Annotated in this window: 4 protein-coding genes; 3 read left to right on the top strand and 1 reads right to left on the bottom strand. The window is 61.6% G+C overall.

Features of this window, described 5'->3' with window-relative positions; all coding sequences use genetic code 11:
- Nucleotides 1–779, top strand: a 779-nt coding sequence (locus B4F73_RS11550; RefSeq protein WP_290483313.1) for a cation diffusion facilitator family transporter, incomplete at its 5' end; no start/stop codon positions are given.
- Nucleotides 780–865: 86 nt separating this feature from the next.
- Complete coding sequence (trxB, locus tag B4F73_RS11545) at nt 866–1,834, top strand: thioredoxin-disulfide reductase (RefSeq protein WP_290479867.1); 969 nt, start codon at nt 866–868, stop codon at nt 1,832–1,834.
- A gap of 4 nt (nt 1,835–1,838) precedes the next feature.
- Here trxB and B4F73_RS11540 read toward each other — a convergent pair whose 3' ends face one another.
- Nucleotides 1,839–2,606: a hypothetical protein gene (locus B4F73_RS11540; protein WP_290481518.1), complete on the bottom strand. Its 768-nt coding sequence runs from the start codon at nt 2,604–2,606 to the stop codon at nt 1,839–1,841.
- A 174-nt stretch (nt 2,607–2,780) separates the two neighbouring features.
- Between B4F73_RS11540 and B4F73_RS11535 the strand changes: the two genes are divergently transcribed.
- Complete coding sequence (locus tag B4F73_RS11535) at nt 2,781–3,128, top strand: hypothetical protein (RefSeq protein WP_290479869.1); 348 nt, start codon at nt 2,781–2,783, stop codon at nt 3,126–3,128.
- Nucleotides 3,129–3,289 lie beyond the last annotated feature (161 nt).

Genomic DNA, 3,289 nt, shown 5'->3' with positions numbered 1-3,289 from the left:
TGGCCGATGCCGCGCACATGCTGACCGATGCCGGCTCGCTGGCCCTCGCCTGGGTGGGGTACAAGCTGGCCGAACGCCCGGCCGATCCGCAGCGCTCCTACGGCTTTGCGCGGATGAAGATTCTCGCCGCCTTCACCAATGGCATCCTTCTGGTCGCGCTGGCCTGCTGGATCATGTGGGAAGCCGTGCATCGCCTGCTGGATCCGGTTGATGTGATGGGAGGCGTGCTGATGGCCGTCGCCGTGGGCGGCCTGCTCGTCAACATTCTTGCCTTTGCCATCCTGCATGGCGGCAGCAAGGAAGACCTGAACCTGCAAGGGGCGCTCTGGCATGTCGCGGGCGACCTGCTCGGCTCGATCGCGGCCATTGGCGCGGCGATCATCATCATGACCACCGGCTGGATGGCCGCCGACCCCATCCTGTCAGCGCTGGTGGCTCTGCTGGTCCTCATCGCCGGGGTGCGCATTGCCCGCAAGTCCGGCCATATCCTTCTGGAAGGCACGCCTGCCGGGCTCGATCCCGAAGACATACAGGCCGACCTGCTGGCCGAGATCGACGGCATCGCGGGCGTGGCCCATTTCCATGCCTGGGCCCTGACCGAATCCAAGCCCCTGATCACGCTGGAAGTCACCGCTGCCCCCGGCGCCGATCCTGACCAGCTGCGCCGCGCGGTAAAGGCCCGCCTCGCTGACCGGTTCGATGTCTTCCATGCCACGGTCGAAGTCGTCTGCGACGGCAATAACGGGGCTTTGGGCCCCGCCGGGCAGTGTTCACATTGATATGATGCCCGCAGCACTTTAAGGCTCATGCCGCAGGCCCCATATGCCGGGCCGATATGACAAGAACAGATGGCGGATCCTTCGCAATGGCTGACACGAAACACACCGAAATCCTGATCATCGGCTCTGGCCCCGCTGGCTGGACCGCCGCCGTCTATGGCGCGCGCGCCATGCGCGATGTGACCGTGGTGACCGGCATGCAGCCCGGTGGCCAGCTGACCATCACGACCGAGGTCGAGAACTATCCCGGCTTCACCGAAATCCAGGGCCCGGACCTGATGGTGAAGATGCAGGAACACGCCGAAGCCATGGGCGCAAACGTGATCAATGATCATATCGCCGAAGTCGACTTCTCCTCGCGCCCGTTCAAGGCCGTCGGCGAGAGCGGCACCACCTACACGGCTGATTCCGTTGTCATCTCCACGGGCGCACAGGCCAAATGGCTCGGCATCCCCAGCGAAGAGAAATACAAGGGCTTCGGCGTCTCCGCTTGTGCCACCTGTGACGGCTTCTTCTATCGCGGCAAGGAAGTGCTCGTCGTCGGCGGCGGCAACACGGCCGTTGAAGAGGCCCTGTTCCTCACCAATTTCGCGTCCAAGGTCACGGTCGTGCACCGCCGCGAAGGCTTCCGCGCAGAGAAGATCCTGCAGGACCGCCTGTTCAAGAACCCGAAAGTCGAAGTCATCTGGAACAGCGTGCTCGACGAAGTCCTCGGCGGCGGCGACCCGGCTGGCGTCACAGGCGCGCGCATCAAGAATGTCGAGACCGGCGAGACCACAGACCTGCCTGTCCACGGCGTCTTTATTGCCATCGGCCACGCCCCATCGACCGAGCTGTTCAAGGGCAAGCTGGAGATGAAGGACAATGGCTATCTGATCACGGCGCCAGACTCCACCGCGACGGAAATCCCCGGCGTCTTCGCAGCGGGCGATGTCACAGACGAGACCTATCGTCAGGCTGTCACAGCCGCTGGCATGGGCTGCATGGCGGCGCTCGAAGCCGAGCGCTTCCTCTCTGAACAAGAGGCCCACGCCGAAGCCGTCGCCGCGGAATAGCGCCCTACAGCATACCCGCCGCGATCTCCTGGGCGCGGCGGTCATCTCTCAGCATTTCGGCTTTCAACATGGCCGCGCGCGCCTGCATGACGCGCTCGAGTTCGGAATCGACAGCTGCGGCAAGCGCTGCGTCCAGCGCGGACAATACTTCATCACGATACTTGCGCGCATTCAGCGCCGCGAGCGCCCGCGCCCATTGCCAGTGAACCGACGCCTCATCCGGCGCAGCGGCTATGGCCGCCTCATAATGGTCGCGTCCGTCAGAGACCCCCGCCCCCATGATCATGGCCCCGATCCGACCGCCGCGATTGACGACTTCCAGATTCCAGACCGACAGGAAACCGTGCGCATAGACATTGCCGGGCTCGTCTTCCAGCACGCCCCGCGCAAGATCTCGCGCCTCTTCCGCCCAGCCGGTCTTGCGCGCCTCACGCGTGCTCATCGGTCTCAGGATCAGGGACAATGCAATCGCCCGCTGCAAACGCCCCTCGGCATGGGCCGGGTCCATGATGAGGGCGACATTGGCGTCATCCAATGCCCGGTGCAGCACATCCTCCGGTGGGTCAGCCGGCCCTGACATCGCCTCTGCCAACAGCGCCCGCGCGCGAAAGGCCAGCGCATCTGCAGTTTTGCTATCCGACAGTTCCGTGCGGGCAGTATCATACTCCCCCCGCACAAAGGCCGCCTCCGCCGCTGCCTCATCAGCCACCGCCAAGGGCGCAAAGGCCAGCGCGAAGACCATGCCAAGGCCAAGACGGGCGACCAGATTCACAAGCCTGCTTTCCATGGAAAAAAGGATAGTACGTAGAAATCGTCTGACCAAATATCAAAATCCAATTTTTCAAACCCTCGAGAAGGCACGGGAACAAGCACCCACCATAAGTTGATTTCGGTGCAGGTTAATGTATGATGAATCCTCATAAAGGCCACATGGGTCCATTGATTGATGTCTGATACATCGACATTTATGGAGTTCACCGAAGTCGCCAGTTTGGCTGGAGCGGCAACAGCCACTTTGATCATCTCCAATGCCATTCAACATGTCAGCAAACGACAAGTGCGATGGATTGCGTTCGTAGTGGCCTTAGTTACAAGTCTTATCCTCGGCTGGCCAGACATTGCCAATCCTCCGAAACCGTTGGCTATGGTTATTTTCCTGATCGGCGTCAATGGTTGCCTCATCTACCTCACCGCTGTTGGCGCGAATACAGTGACAGGAACACCGCCCCCTGACGATGCACTGGGCGGTGCAGACGCGCCACCTCGAACTTTCCAGTCCCGATGGTATTCCTGACCTCACACTCACAGACACGAGAGGAATTTCCATGCGCAAGCCAAGGATTTTGAACTCCCTTCCCTTCACGCGCCGCAAAACCTCTTCCGCTCTTGGCGGCGCAGGTGCAAGGGGCGGCGCCATCCTGGCTTTTAGTATGGAACCGCAGAAACAGACAAACT

Source organism: Hyphomonas sp. UBA3601, assembly GCF_002375605.1.
Lineage (GTDB): Bacteria > Pseudomonadota > Alphaproteobacteria > Caulobacterales > Hyphomonadaceae > Hyphomonas.
The sequence above is the reverse complement of the archived record's forward strand: the minus strand, read 5'-3'. Positions and strand labels throughout refer to the sequence as shown.